At 45.7% G+C, this 17,512-nt stretch carries 10 protein-coding genes; 7 read left to right on the plus strand and 3 right to left on the minus strand.

All coding sequences use genetic code 11. The features are described 5' to 3' along the window. The first annotated feature begins 6 nt into the window (after window positions 1-6). The 7 genes from GJS45_RS17035 to GJS45_RS17065 all read left to right on the plus strand — a co-directional run bounded on the left by GJS45_RS17035 (window position 7) and on the right by GJS45_RS17065 (window position 12,050). Complete coding sequence (locus GJS45_RS17035) at window positions 7-2,271, plus strand: NADP-dependent malic enzyme (RefSeq protein ID WP_162343064.1); 2,265 nt, start codon at window positions 7-9, stop codon at window positions 2,269-2,271. Beyond that, a complete protein-coding gene (gene ruvA, locus GJS45_RS17040) occupies window positions 2,268-2,870 on the plus strand; it encodes a Holliday junction branch migration protein RuvA (protein ID WP_162343065.1) in 603 nt (200 codons plus the stop codon). The genes GJS45_RS17035 and ruvA overlap by 4 nt, the downstream gene beginning before the upstream one ends. A gap of 103 nt (window positions 2,871-2,973) precedes the next feature. Continuing rightward, on the plus strand, window positions 2,974-10,044 hold the full coding sequence (sov, locus tag GJS45_RS17045; RefSeq protein ID WP_162343066.1) for a T9SS outer membrane translocon Sov/SprA: 7,071 nt from the start codon (window positions 2,974-2,976) through the stop codon (window positions 10,042-10,044). A gap of 50 nt (window positions 10,045-10,094) precedes the next feature. Next, window positions 10,095-10,472: a glycine cleavage system protein GcvH gene (gcvH, locus tag GJS45_RS17050; RefSeq protein ID WP_162343067.1), complete on the plus strand. Its 378-nt coding sequence runs from the start codon at window positions 10,095-10,097 to the stop codon at window positions 10,470-10,472. 52 nt (window positions 10,473-10,524) lie between these two features. Next, complete coding sequence (locus tag GJS45_RS17055) at window positions 10,525-10,863, plus strand: VanZ family protein (protein WP_162343068.1); 339 nt, start codon at window positions 10,525-10,527, stop codon at window positions 10,861-10,863. A gap of 73 nt (window positions 10,864-10,936) precedes the next feature. Next, window positions 10,937-11,611 (plus strand): energy transducer TonB, encoded by a 675-nt coding sequence (locus tag GJS45_RS17060; protein WP_162343069.1) that lies wholly within the window; start codon window positions 10,937-10,939, stop codon window positions 11,609-11,611. 79 nt (window positions 11,612-11,690) lie between these two features. After that, window positions 11,691-12,050 carry a DUF2237 family protein gene (locus GJS45_RS17065; RefSeq protein ID WP_162343070.1) on the plus strand — a complete coding sequence of 120 codons (360 nt, stop codon included), beginning with the start codon at window positions 11,691-11,693 and terminating at the stop codon, window positions 12,048-12,050. A gap of 7 nt (window positions 12,051-12,057) precedes the next feature. Here the strand turns inward: GJS45_RS17065 and GJS45_RS17070 are convergent, their stop codons facing one another. The 3 genes from GJS45_RS17070 to GJS45_RS17080 are packed head-to-tail and all read right to left on the minus strand — an operon-like array spanning window position 12,058 to window position 17,488. Then, complete coding sequence (locus GJS45_RS17070; protein ID WP_202928112.1) at window positions 12,058-12,936, minus strand: YicC/YloC family endoribonuclease; 879 nt, start codon at window positions 12,934-12,936, stop codon at window positions 12,058-12,060. A gap of 16 nt (window positions 12,937-12,952) precedes the next feature. Continuing rightward, window positions 12,953-16,402, minus strand: a complete 3,450-nt coding sequence (locus GJS45_RS17075; protein ID WP_162343071.1) for a biopolymer transporter Tol — start codon at window positions 16,400-16,402, stop codon at window positions 12,953-12,955. Between the two features lie 30 nt (window positions 16,403-16,432). After that, window positions 16,433-17,488: an NAD(P)/FAD-dependent oxidoreductase gene (locus GJS45_RS17080; RefSeq protein ID WP_162343072.1), complete on the minus strand. Its 1,056-nt coding sequence runs from the start codon at window positions 17,486-17,488 to the stop codon at window positions 16,433-16,435. Window positions 17,489-17,512 lie beyond the last annotated feature (24 nt).

Consider the following 17,512-nt stretch of genomic DNA (forward strand, 5'->3'; position numbering starts at 1 on the left):
CTATTAATGAAGATCAGAAAAGAGGATGCATTAAATTACCATCAATTCAAAAAACCTGGAAAAATAGAAGTGATACCTTCTAAGCCCCTTTCCAGTCAGCTTGATCTCGCCCTCGCCTACTCTCCTGGCGTGGCCGAACCCTGCAAAGCCATACAGGAAGACCCGGATTCCATCTACAAATACACCGCCAAAGGCAACCTTGTGGCCGTTATTTCCAACGGTACTGCCGTATTGGGACTGGGAAATATCGGTCCGGAAGCTTCCAAACCCGTTATGGAGGGAAAAGGGGTATTGTTTAAAAAATTCGCCGGAATAGACGTTTTTGATCTGGAAATTGACGAAAACGATCCGGACAGTTTAATTCAGATTATTCGCTCCCTTGAGCCGACTTTTGGTGGGATTAATCTGGAAGACATCAAAGCTCCGGAGTGTTTTATCATCGAAAAGAGATTGAAAGAATTGATGAAAATCCCGGTCATGCACGATGACCAGCATGGAACGGCCATTATATCCGGAGCCGCCCTCCTGAATGCATTGGGGATGATCGGCAAACGTATAGAAGACATTAAACTCGTCGTCAGCGGTGCAGGAGCAGCGGCGGTATCCTGTGCACGTTTTTACGTTGGCCTGGGGGTAAAATTGGAAAACCTCATCATGTGTGACATCGAAGGGGTCATCCGGCAGGACAGACCCGGGCTTAACGAAATTCATCAAATGTTTGCCACCGACAAAGATATTCATCACATCACCGATGCTATGAAGGGGGCTGATGTATTTCTGGGCCTCTCTGCAGGTAATATTATCAGCCAGGAACAAGTTCAGTCCATGGCTGCCAATCCAATTGTATTTGCGCTGGCCAACCCTACCCCCGAGATAAGCTACGAAGAAGCCATGGCAGCCCGAAAAGACATCATCATGGCAACCGGCCGGTCGGACTATCCCAACCAGGTCAATAATGTCATCGGGTTTCCCTATATTTTCAGAGGAGCACTGGACGTGCGGGCTACGGGTATCAATGAAGAAATGAAGCTGGCAGCAGCCTATGCGATTGCCAACCTGGCAAAGGAGCCGGTACCCGATATTGTCAACAAAGCTTACGGTGAAACCAAATTGGCCTTTGGAAAAACCTATCTGATCCCCAAACCGTTGGATCCCCGGCTGATTACCACTATTGCCCCAGCAGTAGCCAAGGCTGCCATGGCTTCCGGAGTAGCCAAAACCCATATTCAGGATTGGGAAGCGTATGAATTGGACCTGCAGGAACGAATAGGAATAGACCAGCGGTTGATGTCCCGTGTCATTGCCCGGGCGAAGAAAGAGCCCAAACGTGTCGTTTTTGCCGAGGCAGACAATCCCAAAATCCTGAAAGCCGCCCAGTTAATCCGGGATGAAGGTATCGGAGAGCCCATTCTGCTGGGTAACCGCCAAAAAATAAAAAAACTGATCAGGGTCAACTCACTGGATCTGGAATCGGTAAAAGTTATTGATCCCAACGAAGAAAAAGCGACGATCAGGCGTTTTGGTGAAATTCTTTACGACAAGCGAAAACGGAAAGGGCTGACTCCCTATGAGGCACGAAAACTCATGAAAGACCGGAATTACTTCGGGGCCATGATGGTAGAAGTGGGCGAGGGAGATGCACTAATTTCAGGACTTACCAAAGATTATCCACGAACCGTATTGCCCTCACTACAAATTATTGGGGTAAAAAAAGGAGTGGACCGCGTAGCCGGTATGTACATCATTAACTCGGACAAAGGGCCCTTTTTCTTTGCCGACACCACGGTCAATGAAAATCCTACGGCTGATGAACTGGTGGAGATCATCGGACTCACGGCCAACGGCGTTCGGTTTTTCGATATTGACCCTAAAGTGGCTATCCTTTCGTTTTCCAATTTCGGATCCGCAAAAGGAAATGTCCCAACCAAAACAGCCCTGGCCACCCAAAAAGCAAAAGACCGCTTTCCGGAACTCATTATTGAAGGCGAAATGCAAGCCAATGTGGCACTGGATGAAAATATCCAAAAAGAGAATTACCCCTTCAGTGCGTTGATCAACAATAAAGCGAACACACTGATCTTCCCCGACCTTGCTTCCGGGAATATTGCCTACAAACTGGTGTCAGAAATCGGAAATGCCGAAGCCATAGGACCAATTCTATTAGGAATGAATAAATCCGTGCATGTACTCCAACTTGGTAGTTCGGTTAGGGAAATTGTCAACATGGTAGCCATTGCTGTAGTGGATGCCCAAAGTGTCGAGTCACCATGATCGCTTATTTAAAAGGAAAGCTTACCTACAAGGATCCGACCTATGTGATCATTGATATACAGGGGATAGGATATGAAGTCAAAATTTCACTTACCACTTACGGAAAGGTAAAGGAAGAAGAACAAATCTACCTGCATACTTATCAGCATATCAAGGAAGACGGTCATACCCTGTATGGGTTTAAAGAGCCTTCGGAAAAAAAAGCATTTTTAGAATTGATCTCCATTAATGGTGTAGGCCCTAATACCGGCTTGATGATCCTTTCCTCACTGAGCGTGGAAGAGTTGGAGCAGGCCATTTTACAGAACGACCACGCCACCATTCAACGGGTAAAAGGGATCGGTGCAAAAACTGCCCAACGTATCGTTTTGGAACTAAAGGATAAAATTAAGAAAGAAGGAATTTCGACTGGCGATGGTACAATCCCTGGCTTTATTCAAAGCAGCAATAAATTAAAACAGGAAGCGTTACAAGCCTTGATTACTCTTGGTTTTACCAAGGCGCAGGCGGAGAAAAATATCCAGACTGTTTTGAAAAAAAGTGGCCCAGATGTTTCGTTGGAAGCATTAATTAAAGCATCTTTAAAGTCGTCATCATAACCAAGCAACATTGGCCTTTAGTTTCTCAAATATTTTTTGGAGAATAAAGTCATTTCATCGGTACAGCATTCTACTTCCGGGAGTGTTTAGTCTGGTGTTGAGTATGTCGTATTCCGTAGCAAATGCCTATCAGGAACCGGCTTCCGATACCATTCCTACCAAGATGGACACCTTAAACAAGCGAAAGGAATTACCTTCTTACCTGCTTTGGGACGATCTCGATACCCAGCCGCTTTACCCCTATCAAAATCCATTTTTACGAAATAAATCCCCTTTTATACTATCCCCTAATCAAAACCAACGGATTGAAGTGGAAGTAGATACAGCGGTAAATTACAGGATCTATCAGGATCTGGATTCCGGTTCCCTGGATCCGGGGTATTCCCTGGACTTTGAAGATTATTCGCGGATGCAGGAATTGCGCATCCGCCAGGAATATTGGCGAAACCGCTCCAGAGGGCTTGACGGCGAGAGTGCGGTTGGGGGACGGGGCCTCATTCCTCCCATTACCATGAGTCCTACTTTTGACCGGATTTTTGGTGGAAATGAAATTACCATTGTGCCTACAGGAAATGTAAACCTGGATTTTGGTGGCATCTTCCGAAGAATTGATAACCCATCCATTCCGATCAGGCAACAGCGCAATGGTGGATTCAACTTCAATCAACAAATACAAATGAGCGTCAACGGCATGTTGGGGGAAAAAGTACGGATTGGAGCCAATTTTGACAGCAACAATTCCTTTGATTTCGAAAACCAGCTAAAGGTGGAATATGCCGGCTTCGACGAGGACATTCTGAAAACCATAGAAATTGGAAACGTCAGCATGCCAATCCAAAACAGCCTGATTCAGGGGGCGCAAAACCTCTTTGGTGTAAAAACACAGATGCAGTTTGGTAAACTTTTTATGACAACCGTCGCCTCCACCCAGCGGGGACGAAGGGATGAAATTGTTATCGAAGGAGGAAATCAAGGCAGGCCCTTTGAAGTCCGGGCCTCCGCTTACGATGAAAACCGCCACTTTTTTCTGGGCCATTTTTTTAGAAACAACTATGAAAACTGGTTAAGAGGTCTCCCTCAGGTGTTGTCAGGAGTACAGATCACCCGGGTAGAGGTCTATATTATGAACCGGGCCAATAACACCCAAACCCTACGAAACTTCGCCGCCTTTATGGACCTGGGAGAAGGGCAACGCATCTATAACCCGGAAAACCCCGGCATCGGTCAGGGAACCCCCCAATCTCCCGCCGCCAACAGTGCCAACGAACTTTACAATACCCTAAGGAGCAATACCGCTTACCGGGATTTCGAGACGGCTGCCACGGCCATCAGTTCTGATTTGGGACTGGAGAGAGGCGTGGAATTTGAGCAAATCAATGGTGCTCGTAAATTGGCCGAAAACGAATATACCTTTCATAGGCAGTTAGGCTATTTCAGTTTGTCCCGAAAACTCCAGAATGATGAAGTCATTGCCGTATCTTACGAATACACCTATAACGGTCAAAGCTATAAGGTAGGAGAACTATCAGAAGATTATCAAAACAGATCAGAAGACGATGTCATCTTCCTGAAAATGCTCCGCCCGGCCAGGATCAATACCCGGATCCCTACCTGGGACCTGATGATGAAAAATATTTACAACCTGAATGCCAACCAAATTCAGAAAGACGGCTTTCAGCTTCAGGTTATTTATCGGGATGACCGTACAGGCCTGGACAACCCCAGCCTGCTGGAGGGGGAAAATGTCAAAGACATCCCGTTAATCCGCCTCCTGAAACTGGATAACCTCAATCCGCAAAATGACCCGCAGCCAGATGGCAATTTTGACTTTGTGCAAGGCCTAACCATGATTCCCGAACAGGGGCTGGTAATCTTTCCGGTGTTAGAACCCTTCGGGGAGACCCTTGAAGACAATTTTTTACCCTCTGAGGTTAATTTGATAGATAAATTTGTTTACGATACCTTATATCGAACTACCCAGGCAGATGCTGAGCTGGTGACACGGCTGAATAAATATTTCCTGAAAGGCAGTTTTACCTCCGGATCAGCATCCGAAATCATGCTACCTGGCCTCAATATCAGCGAGGGATCCGTGTTGGTAACTGCCGGGAACATTCCGCTGACAGAGGGAGTAGACTACACCGTTGATTACAATATCGGCCGGGTGGTCATTATCAATGAGGGCATTTTACAATCCGGCAAACGAATCAGCGTCAGTTTTGAAAAGGCTGATTTGGTATCCTTTCAGACGCGGAGTTTGCTGGGTACTCGCCTGGATTACATGGTCAATGAAAATTTCAACATCGGCGGTACCTTCCTCTACCTCAACGAAAGACCTAATATTTCAAGAATTGCTACCGGCAATGAAACCCTTCGGAACTCTCTATGGGGATTGGACGTGAACTACGATGAGGAATCCCTATTTCTCACCAAGCTGGCGGATGCCCTGCCTTTTACCGAGACCAAAGAACCGTCCTTGATTCAGTTTAGCGGAGAATTTGCCCACCTTATCCCGGGCACTTCCAATCAGGTGGATGGAGAAGGAGCCTCCTATATTGATGATTTTGAGACTGCCATTATCCCGTTCAATTTAGGGTCCTCCCCCCAAAACTGGAAACTAGCCGCCACCCCCGCCACCGAAGATAACCAATTCGATGAAAGTCCCATGACCGAGGATCGGCTGGGCAATGCCTACAAGCGGGCCCGGCTGGCCTGGTATTCCATCGATAACGTGTTTTACAGACCTTCAGGAAGAGGTGTCCCACCAAACATTACCAATGATGACCGGCGAAACCATTATGTACGCAGGGTACTGCCCCAGGAAATTTTCAAGGGGCGAAACCGGGATGTGCTGATCACCCCGGAGCCCTTGTTTGAAATGGCTTATTTTCCACACGAACGAGGCATGTATAACTTCAATCCCTCGCTGGATGCCTCCGGGTTGCTTCCCAATCCGAGGGAAAATTACGGGGGCGTTACCCGGGCCATTACCTCAGAAGTTGACTTTGACCGGACCAATATCGAATACATTGAATTCTGGCTAATGGACCCCTTCCTTCCAGGGCCTAATGGACGAGTGTTGGATGGTATCTTCAATGAAAATAACACCACTGGAGGAAAACTAGTCTTTAACCTGGGAGAATTATCCGAAGACGTAATCTTAGATGGCCGCCATGCATTCGAAAACGGCCTTCCAGCTGATGGAGAGACAGGAGGTACTGCTACCAATGAATGGGGGCGGGTAACCAACCAGCAGTTTCTCACCCCGGCGTTTGACAATTCCCCAGAGGCCCGGGAGAATCAGGACGTAGGGTTAAATGGATTGAGCAGCGAAGAGGAGGCCGAATTTTACCAGGATAGATTTCTAAACCGGTTAAACGTAACCCCCCAATCCCTGGAGCGGATCAGGGAAGATCCTGCCGCAGATGATTTTCAGTATTACCTGGACGGTGAATTTGACCAAAACGATGTTAAAATCCTGGAACGATACAAGCGGTTTAACGGCTTGGAAGGGAATACCCCCATCACTTCCAATACAAACCTGCCCTACACGCCTTCCGGTTCGAACGTACCGGACAATGAAGATCTGAATAACGATAATACTTTAAATGAGGTAGAGAGCTATTACGAATACGAAGTAGATCTTCGACCTGGTGAACTTGAGGTAGGTGAGAACAATATCGTAGACCGGGTAACACACGTAGAAAACGGAGAAGAGGTCGACTGGTATTTGTTCAGGATACCGATCCGGCAGCCGGATGCATCGGTAGGAAATATATCCGGATTTAAGTCGATCCGATTTATCCGGACTTATCTCACCGATTTTCAACAGCCTGTGGTTATGAGGATGGGGCATTTTCGGCTGGTGGGTAGTCAGTGGCGCATTTTTCAGGAATCGCTGTTTGAAAAGGGATTTTCCGAAATACCCGAACCGGATAATTCCAACTTAACCGTCGGCGTCGTAAATATTGAAGAAAACGGGCAAGGAGGCGAAAACCAAAGTCCTTATGTATTGCCTCCCGGTATATTCAGAGATCGCGACAATACCTCCACCATAGAGCGGCAGTTGAACGAGCAATCGCTGCGGCTTTGTGTGGAAAACCTTCAAAGCAGGGACTCCCGGGCTGTATTTAAGAATGCCAGCCAGGACCTGGTCCAATACGGCCGGCTTAAAATGTTTTTGCATGCCGATAGTCAGGATGCCAACGATGGCGAGTTGACAGCCTTCTTGCGTATCGGTACGGACTACACCGACAATTATTACGAAATCGAGGTGCCCCTGAACATCACACCACCCGGCACACGAGATCCCCGGCAAATCTGGCCATTGGAAAATGAAATTGATGTAGGGATCGATGAAATTGTAGGGGTGAAAGCGGAAAGAGACAACAACCAACGGCCTCAGAACCTCCCCTATTCCGTTCAGGTGAGGCAATACCGGATCACCGTTGTGGGCCGGCCTGAATTGAATTTCATACAGGGAATGATGATTGGTATCCGCAACCCCGGGAATACCGGAGGAGCCAGCAAATCCGTTTGTGTCTGGGCGAATGAATTGCGGGCCACTGATTTCAATAAATCCTCCGGTTGGGCCGCCAATGCCCGATTAAATGCTCAAATTGCGGATGTGGCTACGATTTCTTCCTCCATAAGGCACAATACCTTCGGCTTTGGGGGATTGGAAACCCGGTTATCGGAAAGGGCTCGGGAATCCACCACCCAATACGACATTTCGGCCAATGTAAGTGTGGATAAAATATTACCGGAAGGAATGGGCTTCAGCATTCCGCTATATGTAAGTGTGGAAAACTCCTCCACGAAACCGGAGTTTGACCCCTTAAATCCAGACGTTCCTTTCGAAATAGCCCTGCAGAAATTCCGCTCGGATTCAGAGCGGGAGGCCTATCAAAACCTGGTTTTGGACCAGTCCAAACGAAATAATTTTAGTCTGAACAATGTGCGCAAAATCAGGGACCCTGAAAAAGAAACCAACCGGCTCTATGACCTGGAAAACTTCTCCTTCTCCTATGCTTACGGCTCCGTAAGGCAGAGCAATACCCAATTGGAAAGTTACAATTTCGAAACCTACAGGGGAAGTATTGCCTATAATTACCAGCCGGATCCGCTGGTGGTCACCCCCTTTCAAAAAATAGGCTTTTTGCGAAGCGACCACTTGCAATTGATCCGGGATTTCAATATCAATTTTTCCCCCAGCCAGGTTTCGGCAAGAATCGACGTGGACAGAAGGTTTATGCGCACCCAAAACCGCAACGACCAACTCAGTACGGCCGGAGTCGATCCCTTATTTCAGAAAAGTTTTTACATTAACCGCTTTTACAGTTTAAATTGGGACCTCACAGAAAGCCTCTCGGTAGATGTGAGTTCCAGCGTAAGCGCCGTAGTAGACGAACCAGAAGGAGACCTGGATACGGAGGGAAAACTGGATTCATTGAGAAACAATATCAGAAGACTGGGCAGGACCACTAACTACAACCAGCAAGCCGTGGTAAACTACAGCGTCCCGCTGGAAAAATCGCCGCTGACAGACTGGATTAGTGCCGACTTGAGGTATGAAGCTACCTACAGTTGGCTCACCGGCGCCATTGGGCAAAAAGACACCCTGGGTAATGTCATTCAGAATTCACGGGACCGGTCGATTTCGGGCAAGTTGGATCTGGTACAACTCTATAATAAAAACAAGCGACTCAATGCCCTGAATGCGCCAAAACGTCCCAGCATACCCGGCAGCACTCCTGCACCTGCCGCCTCCGATGACGAGGAAGAGGACGAGGAACCCTCCACCGAAGGTATTGTGGCAGATGCCCTGAAATTTCTGATGATGATAAAAGAGGTGAATTTCAGGTATCAGATCACCGAAGGTACCTTCCTACCCGGCTACCTTCCAAACACGGGCTTACTGGGCATGGACCGTAGTTTTCTAAATCCGGGACTTGGCTTTTTAATGGGAAGCCAAAACAGTGACATCCGCTTCGAACTGGCCAATCGGGGCGTTTTGGCTGCCAGCAGCTCGCTTACGCAAGCGTTTCGTCAAAACCAATCTAAAAACTTACAGGTCAGCTCTCTGATAGAGCCATTAACAGATTTTCGGATTACGGTAGACTTCCGAAAACGGGAAAATGGGGATTATAGTGAAATATTTCGCAGGTCCGGACCGGGAGAAGAAGATTTCACCTCGGTCAATCCCAACAGGCTGGGCTCCTACAGCATCAGTTACAACATCCTGAAAACAGTATTCAATGGCCAGGACACGCAAAATGTTTCGCCTCTTTTCACAAACTTTGAAAACTACCGTACCATTATCCAGTCCAGGCTGGAAACAGAAAATCCGGGTGGGGCCTATAACATCAACGGGCAAAATGTATTAATCCCCGCCTTTTTAGCTGCTTATTCGGGTCAAGAAGCCTCTTCCGTTTCGCTGAATCCATTCCCCAAATTTCCGCTACCAAATTGGCGGTTAGAATACCGGGGACTGGCCCGCTTACCTGCCTTAAGCGAATACTTTTCTTCCATTAACCTAACGCATAATTATACTTCGCGCTATGAAGTCAGTAATTTTTCCAATGCCCTGATTTACCAGGAAGGATTGGAATTGTACAATACCCTGCAACAACTTCCCATGCCCAGCATGACCGATGAATTTGGGTCATATATCCCCATTATGATTTTGAACGATGTCGTCATTTCGGAGGAATTTGGCCCCCTGATTGGCTTGGACTTACTGACCAAAGACCGGATGAATATTAGCTTTGAATACAATACCCAAAGAACCATCGGATTAAATTTTTCCAATGCCCAGGTAACGGAACAAAACAGCCAGGACTTTCGCTTTGACCTGGGGTATACCAAGGCCGGAGTAAAGGTACCCTTCAAGATTCAAGGGAGACAAGAGGTGTTGAATAACGACCTGACCATACGGATTTCTACCCGAATCGTGGATACGAATACCATACAGCGGAAAATCGAGGGAGAAAACACACTAACGAATGGAAACCTGAACGTTCAGATGCGGCCCAGTGTGGGGTATGTGGTCAATCAAAAACTGAATATTCAGTTTTATTTTGACCGAACCATCAACGATCCGAAAGTATCTACCGCTTTCAGAAGAAGTTCAACCTCTTTTGGAGGACAATTGACATTTAATTTAAGCCAATAATTTTGTCCTGATAAGAAACATTGTATTTTTGAACCGTTAACGACTAGCCAATGAATTTTCCGAAAAATTTACAGTACACCAAAGACCACGAATGGGTCCGAATAGAAGGTAAGACGGCCATAATAGGCATCACCGATTTTGCTCAAAAGGAATTAGGAGACATCGTCTTTGTAGAGGTGGACACCGTAGGGGAAAGCCTGGATGCAGGAGGGATTTTTGGCTCTGTAGAGGCCGTAAAAACGGTTTCCGACTTATTTATGCCCGTCAGTGGCAAAATTCTGGAATTAAATGAGGAATTAGAAGATTCTCCGGAATTAGTCAATGACGATCCCTATGACAAAGGATGGATGATCAAAATCGAATTAGACGATGATGCGGACCTGGCTTTACTTTCACCAGAGGAGTACGAATCGCTGATCGGGCAATAAAGGAGGAACTTTGAATCTTAGAAAATTGCTCGCATTCGGATGGTCAATAGGCATGGCTTATGCCCTATTTAGTCCTGGCAGCAACGTTCCGGAGCTTCCCCGTTTCTATGGTTCGGATAAATTAATCCATTTTGGAATGTTTTTCGGAATGGCATTTCTCTGGAGTAGGGTTATTCGCCAAAAACTAAACCCAGAGAAGCGGGAAAAATCAAAATATTTTACTAATTATTTAGTTTTATGGATTTTTATTGCTATCTTCACAGAGTACTTGCAAGTACTGGTTCCGGGCAGATCTTTTGATTACCTGGATATTACCACCAATATATTGGGGGGAACTATTGGTACAGTTATTTTTGTTTATATGAATAAGAAGGGTAGCACTCTTGTATAAATAAAAATAATTTGTTATGATTGTTACTTGGAATACACAAACAGAATCAATAAAATAAAAAAGGAATTATACCATGGAAGCCAAAAAAACACCAAAAGCTGATCTAAGCAAGAAAACAGGAATGTTCCTGAACCTTGGGTTGATGGTCAGTGTTGGTCTGGTTCTATTCGCTTTTGAGTACAAGTCTTATAATGATGGCCTGCTCAAGGATTTAGGATCGATCGATGACGACTTTGAAGAATTATTAGATATTCCGATCACGGAGCAACCGCCACCACCACCGCCACCGGTAGAGCAGCCTGAGATTAAGGAAATCCCCGATGAGGTGGAGATTGAAGAAAAAATCGAAGTAAACTTCGACGTGGATGTTCAGGAAGAAACCGTCATTAAAGAGGTTGAGATTTCAGAGGCACCCGTTGAGGAAAAAGCAGAGGAAATCTTCGATGTAGTGGAAAACATGCCTACCCCTCCGGGAGGAATGGAAGGATGGAACAAATACCTTTCTAATAACCTGAAATACCCAACTCAAGCCAGAAGGATGGGAATCGAAGGCACCGTGTACGTTGTTTTCGTAGTGAATACGGATGGTTCCATCCAGGATGTTGGCATCCTGAGGGGAATCGGCGGAGGCTGCGATGAAGAGGCCATGAGAGTGGTTCGAAATGCGCCAGCCTGGGAACCAGGAAGACAGCGTGGACGTCCCGTTAGAGTAAAAATGAGACTTCCGATCCGATTTAAGCTAAGCTAATTTCTAACAGTAAATGTTACATTGAATATAAAACCATAGGTGTTACCATCTATGGTTTTTTTATTTAACTGCCTCCATTATGGTAAAGAACGTATTTGGACTAGCCCTTAAACCTTGCTGTTTCTCACCTAAAACAGGGTTCTACCGAGATGGATATTGTCTCACCGGTGCAGATGACACAGGTACCCATACCGTCTGTGCGATCATGACCAAAGAATTTTTGGAATTTAGCCAGTCGGTGGGCAACGATTTGACTACGCCCCGGCCAGCATACGATTTTCCAGGCTTACACCCCGGTGACAAGTGGTGCCTATGTCTTACCCGATGGATTCAGGCCTACCATGCCAATGTCGCTCCCAAAGTACTATTGGAGGCTACACACGAAAAAACACTAGACCTGATAGGACTGGACGAATTGGTGAAATTCGCGGCCAAATAAGGAGGGACTACAAAATATTTAATGCCTGTTCCTTTATCTTCTCCAGTTCATCTTTCATGTTGATCACCTGATGCTGTATCGTGGCATCATTGGCTTTGGAGCCAATGGTATTGATCTCCCTACCCAATTCCTGGCTCACAAAGCCCATTTTCTTACCCTCGGATCGGTCCGAATACAGCACCTGCGAAAACAACTTTAAATGCGCTTCGAGTCGCACTATTTCCTCTGATATATCCAGCTTTTCGAAATAGTAAATCAATTCCTGTTCAAAGCGATTGGCATCAAAATCCTGCTCTTTGACCCAGTCTGAAAAATTATTCTTTATTTTATTTTTTAGCCGTTCTTTACGAATCGGTACCAATTCCTTGATGGAATCCAGACTACTCTGAATCAGGTCCAGGCTTTCGGAAAATTTCTCCATCAATACAGCCCCCTCCCTGATTCTGGAGAGGTCACATTCTTCCAAGGCTTGTACTAGCACTTCCTTTACTTTTTCCCACGCTTCTGTACTGCCTGTTTTGTCCGAATTTGAAAGCACCACGTTCGGAGATTGCAGTGCCAGTTTGAATAGTTCCGGTGTATTGGTCTCCACCGATGCAGCCATTTCAGCATATTTCTGAAAATAACGTTGAAAAAGTTCTTCCTGTATCACGATGGGAAGTTCGTCTTCGATTTTTGACACAAATTCAATGGAGATCATCACCTTTCCTCTCTCCAGGGCAGCAGATACCAGGGTTTTTACCTCCGTTTCTTTATCCGAAAACTGTTTGGGAGACCTGAAACTAAGATCAAGAAACTTGGAATTCAGTGTTTTTATTTCAATCTGAATCGAATAATTCTGGTCTTCAAAGGCAGCCAGGCCAAAGCCTGTCATGGATTTTATCATCACAAAAGATTTGTCTTTAAAAATTATACCCCAAAGTTACATAGAATCTTGTCTTTTCTATGGAGTAATTTCGAACTGGTCGTGCTGCGTCAAGTTTCACGTAGTAATTTAACAAAACGGTTCGTATGCCTGCTCCATAGCTTTGCAACCATGGATTATTGAAATTATTTAGGGTAATGACAAATGGCGAGCCTTCGGTATTGATTATTTCGGTATTTTGATCGTTTACCCTTTCCCAGGGTGCTGCATTGGTCCAGGCGGACCCTGCATCATAAAACCCGACTAACTGAAAGTTTCTGATAAAATTTGAGGTGATATTTCCTCTGGAGAGGTAAGAAAATAAGGGAATCCGCAATTCGGAACTAAAGGTAATCACATTATTCCCCCTGATTTCATCGTAATCGAATCCTCGTAAGTCTACAAATTCAGCAAACAAAAGATCGGAATTTTCCACGCCTGACTCATTCCGGATTGGCGAAACTTCCGGTCGGTTGGTTGGCGGCTGGTGAAACTGGTTAAATAGCCAGTTATCCATCCCTCCTACCAGGTATTTTTGTGGGTTATTACCGAAGAAACTACCGACATATAGTCTTGTCGCCAGGGTAATGTTTTTATGTATTTTCTGATAATTGCGAAGATCCAGGTAGGCATTTGTAAAGGAGCGTTCAACCATATTGAGCCCCTGATAATGGACCATTCCGATTTTTCCTTTCAACCCCTGTTCCATGTAAAGTCCCAGCTGCCTGGTCTTATCCACCACTATTTCGGCTCTCCCTCCAGCATAATTGATATCCAGTCGGTTTTGAGGGCCGTCACTTCCCCTGAGAATGGAATCGGGGTTTAGGTTGAAGTATTGACTTTTTGCTATAAATGGGGCCAGACTCACTCGGGTACTAACCGACAAGGGATAGGAAACGCCAATCTCTGATTTAGAAAGAACGTATTTTTGGGAAGTGAGGTCGCCTTCTTCTCTTAAAATGGACCTTCGGTCAAATCTCCCCCTGATATCAAGACGGTATTTAAGGTATTCGTATTCAAAGTACAAATCGCTGCCGGACTGAAAATCCAAGGCCGTCATGACTCCTCCTTTTATCGAATGATTATCAAGAAGATCGGTCATTCGGCCATTCAGGTTGATACCGAAACCTCTCAATGGATCCACAACAAAGGAGGTATTCAGGCTGGTAGTGATGAACTGAGGAATATAGTTCCTTGGACCCTGAACCCGCTTCACCATGTTCTGCTGCCGGAAGGCATCCAAGATGTTGCTTCTTCGTTCTGCCGGGGAAGTTTGCTCTTCCTGGTCGCGGGCCGACTCCTGCCCGTAGAGATTTGGAATCGTGTCAAAGGTGTAATTATCCGTATCCAATCCATCTTCCCTTTCAAACCGTAGCCGATCCACATTGATGGCGGTGGTTTGCGCTTCGTTAGCTTCCGGCAGGCTGTCCTGGAGGATCGGTTCGCTGGCATCAGGTAGATTGCCTTCCTCAGCGGCTCCTCCGATCAATAAATCTTCCAGATTATTTACTGCAGCACTTGAGTCGGCTTCTGCCATTTCTGGGCTTGCGTTTTCTAATTCTACGGCCTCATTATCGGTAGTATCGACGGATTCTTCCCCCTCAAGATCTGATTCATCACCGCTTTCATCTTCCCGTTGAATTCTCCGGTTGGAGATCCGTTCGTTTAGCATCTTGGCTTGCTCCAACTGGATTCGGGGTGTGCTGGGTGTAAACTGGTCCAGGTTTGGAAAGGTCTCCACAATCAATTTACTCTGACTCCCGTCTCTTACCGCATAAGCCCATTTATTCGTTTGCAGATCATAATCAAAAGATTCCAGGCTTTTATTAAAGGCAGAAACCTGACTAGAAATCGAATTGCCTAAACCAAGCCGCATGATGTTGGTGATACCACTTTGTTCGCTGAGATGAAGAATCATCGCATTGTTAAGCTTTTTAGGCTGCAGGTTGATGTGGTTCAGGTTTGTCAACCGATTTTCGTAGGTACTGTCTCCAAGGTTCAGTTGAAATAGGTTGTAGTAGTCCGGTAAATGATTTACATCCATTACCCCTGTCATCAGACTATCCGGCAAATCCGTTTTGTTGGAGGAGTATATGATCGTGGAGTCGTTCAGGAAAATGGGCGTTCGGTTATCAAATATATCGTTTGTGATCCTTCTGCCCTGGCCTCGCATATTTAGGGTGTAAATATCGGTCTTCCCATTATTGATAGCGGAAAGCACCATGGTGCGGGCGTCGGGAGCGAAATCCAGGTCAAGTATCTGGGTGATGTTCCGCAAAAATATTTTATCCTGACTACTCCCATCAATGGCACGCATACGCAAGGTGGTGACTCCTCTTTTAAAGGTTGCGATTACCAGGTTCAGCGTATCTCTCCAGGCCAATGCAGGGGTCGTGTAATCTGCTTGCTGCTCGTAGGAGGCGTAACCTCCTCTAAGGATTACTCTTTCCCTGCTGCTAGAAAGATCCCTGACCTTCACTTTGAATTTTCCTTCCACATTTTGAACGTAGGCCAGGTGCTTACCGTCAGGGCTAAAACTCAGGCTGGAAAGGGCCCCGTATTTATTTTTAGGAGTGGAAACAAGGACATTACTTTCGTTAATGTCTTTGAAGTTTTGAAAAACCTCCTTGTTAATCCCGGTGTAAAAATTCCTCCACTCGTTTGTGAAATCTCGGAACCTTCTCCCCAGGGTATTGGAGATGCTGTTTTCTTCGTTTCGATTGATCCTACTTAGATTTAAGATACTGGATATATACCTTCTCCCATACTTTTCTACAATGTAATTCCAGATCGACTGCCCTACCAGCCCGGCTTCCTTGTCCCGTAATTTAAAGAGCTTGGGATTTTCGTTGTCCCGAAGGTAATGCCTGACAAAATCATCCATTTCCCGGCTCCACTCATAGGCCAGGTAGCGGGCGGCCCCGTCAATAAACCAATCCGGGAAATTATTAATGAGATTGGCCTGGAAGGCATCAGAAATGCTGGAACCGTACAGCATTTCTTCGATAATTATTTTTGACGTTTTGTACAGTAACTCACTTTTAAAAGACTCCCAGGAGCCGGAATAGGCTACTTCGGCAAGCAGCTTACTGAAAAAGGTTTGACCATCTACAGTATAGTTATTGTTGTTCAGATTTAAATTACTTTCCAGTAATTCCTGATTCGAATTGTAAATAAATATTTTTGGCTTGGTATAGGCGACATAGCCGATTGACTGGGTTAGTTCATCAAATTCTTCTTCCAAAAAATCGATAGCCATTCGGGCATTGGTTTGCCCACCGTCGTAATAATAAACCTCGAAATTGTTCGATGCGAAAAAGTACCAATCTTTTTCTTTATGCTGAACCCTGTTTTTTCCAAATCGTTCCTGATCAAATTGGGCCATTAGCGAACCGCCGCAGCCACAGAAAACCAGTACCCAAATAAGTGCTAGATTTTTAAGTCTCATTTACTTGCCTTCCAATTATTTGCCAATATCTTAAATATACTTAAAAAAACGATTTATGTTCACTTCTTTTTGAGGTTCCTTTCCTGAAATTAAATATTCGGTCATTTCTTTACTAAAATAGGGAGCCAGAGAAACTCCCTTTGCCCCAAGCCCTCCAAACAGGAAAACGTTTTCTTTTTTGGGATGCCTTCCCATCACCGGTCGCCGGTCCCTCATTGCCGGCCGGATACCTACCTGATGATCAATAATCGAGGAAACCTCGATTGGGACCAGTTGTCGTAACTTATCCAGAATCTCACGCTTACCCGAGGCGGTCGGCTCCAGATCTATTTCTCGGTTATTGTAAGTAGACCCCACCTTTCCGATCCCATTTCCCAAATCAATTCTGAAAACCCCTCTGTTGATTATTTCATGCGATTTAAACGCCTGCCTTACCGTCAATATTTCTCCCTTCACCGGGGTAAAAGGAACCCAGTTGAAAAAGGAGTTGTCTTTCACTCCGATCCCATTGCAGAAAATCAGTTTTGGGGCACGGATAATCTGAAACTGCCAATTGCCGGAAGCATCTTCTGTCAATTGCGCTTCCGAAAAGCGGCCCTGGATCAGACTTCCCCTTTTCAACAACCAGGATCGGTAGCTTTCCAGCATCTTTTTAATATCCAGGTAACCGGACGATTTGAGCAACAATCCCCCAAAAGGGTCACTCACCCCGGGAAAACCCGGCTCCCGTACTATTTTTCCGATATACCGGTCGTACTGAGAATCTGCACTTTTGGACAGCCACTCGTTTTGTTCCTCGTAGGATATAAACGGCCGGTAGATGCCGGTGGGATGCAGAAAGTTTTGGTTTAAAACGGTTTCCAATTCCCTGTAAAACGCTTCTATCTCGTCAAACAGTATATCCGCCTGCCAGGTTTTTACCATTTTTCTACCGGTAACGGGATTATAAAGTCCGGCAGCCACCTTACTGCTACTAGCGGGGCTACCATCGTCTACCAGGCAGACCTTAAACCCTGCCTTTATCAGGCGGTAAGACAAAATACTACCTGCCAATCCCTGACCAATTAGTAAAAAATCAACTTCCATAGTCTAAATTAACGCATTCTTTGT

Source organism: Cyclobacterium salsum, from assembly GCF_010119245.1.
Taxonomy (GTDB): domain Bacteria; phylum Bacteroidota; class Bacteroidia; order Cytophagales; family Cyclobacteriaceae; genus Cyclobacterium; species Cyclobacterium salsum.